At 64.6% G+C, this 1,515-nt stretch carries 1 protein-coding gene; it reads left to right on the top strand.

Going from position 1 to position 1,515, the window contains the following annotated elements; all coding sequences use genetic code 11:
• The coding region (locus K0F86_RS07950; RefSeq protein ID WP_257572039.1) for a YDG domain-containing protein at positions 1–1,515 on the top strand (1,515 nt) is incomplete at both ends.

Genomic DNA, 1,515 nt, shown 5'->3' with positions numbered 1-1,515 from the left:
ACGCTGGTCGATACGGCCAGCGGCCTGGCCAGCAACTATACGGTCAGCAATCCGACCGGCCTGACGGCCAGCATCACGGCCAAGGCCTTGACGTTAACGGGCCAGTTGGCGGACAACAAGGTCTATGACGGCAATGCACAAGCCAGCCTGTCCGGCGGTGCCTTGAGCGGCCTGGTGGGCAGCGAAACCCTGGGCTTTGGTGGCCAGAGCGCCGTGTTCAGCGACAAGAACGCGGCCACTGCCAAGGCGGTGACGGTGACGGGTACAACGCTGGTCGATACGGCCAGCGGCCTGGCCAGCAACTACACGGTCAGCAACCCGACCGGCCTGACGGCCAGCATCACGGCCAAGGCCTTGACGGTGACGGGCCAGTTGGCTGGCAGTAAAGTCTACGATGGCAATGCACAAGCCAGCCTGTCCGGTGGTACCTTGAGCGGCCTGGTGGGCAGCGAAACGCTGGGCATTGCGGGTCAGACTGCCGTGTTCAGCGACAAGAACGCGGCCAATGGTAAAGCTGTGACGGTGACGGGCACGACCCTGGTCGACACGGCCAGCGGTCTTGCCAGCAACTATACGGTCAGCAACCCGACCGGCTTGACGGCCAGCATCACGCCGAAAACCCTGACGGTGGCTGGCCAGCTGGCCGGCAACAAAGTCTATGATGGCAATACGGTGGCGCAATTGTCCGGTGGCGTGCTGGCGGGCCTGGTGGGCAGCGAAACGCTGGGCCTTGGTGGCCAGACGGCAGTGTTCAGCGACAAGAACGCGGCCACCGCCAAGGCGGTGACGGTGACGGGTACGACCCTGGTCGATACCAGTACCGGCCTGGCCAGCAACTACACGGTCAGCAACCCGACCGGCTTGACGGCCAGCATTACGCCGGCCAGCCTGCTGGTGCGCGCCACGGGCGCAGTGCCGCGCGTGTATGACACCAGCACCAACGCCAGCGTGACCCTGTCGGACAATCGTATCGCCGGCGACGTGCTGAGCATCAGCAACAGCGGCGCCAGCTTTGCCGACAAGAACGCCGGCGCCAACAAAACGGTGACGGTGAACGGCATTGCGCTCAGCGGTACAGACGCCGGCAATTACACGGTCAACGCCACGGCAACCACCACGGCCAGCATCACGCAGGCGGCTCTGGAGGTGAAGGTGGGCAATGCCGAGAAAGACCAGGGCTTTGTCAATCCGGCCTTCACGGCCAGCTACACGGGCTTGCTGGGCAACGACACGCTGGCGAACGAGGTCGGCGGCAATCTGGTGTTCAGCACGCCGGCCAGCATCGCTACGCCATCGGGCCGCTATCTGGTGTCGGCTGCCGGCCAGACATCGACCAACTATGCGTTGACCTACACGCCGGGTGTGCTGACCGTCAAGCCGACCGAAGCGCTGCAAAGCGCGGTGGCCAGCGTGATCGCGGCGGTCAATGTGGCGCCATCGCAGGGCAATATGGTGCAGGCCGAAGTGGTGGCGAAAGGCGAAACCGTGACCAGCAAGGAGGACGCGGTGCAGGTG

Origin of the sequence: Janthinobacterium sp. UMAB-60, from assembly GCF_900095235.1 — a bacterium.
Lineage (GTDB): Bacteria > Pseudomonadota > Gammaproteobacteria > Burkholderiales > Burkholderiaceae_D > Janthinobacterium.
This window is presented reverse-complemented; position numbering and strand designations above follow the sequence as displayed.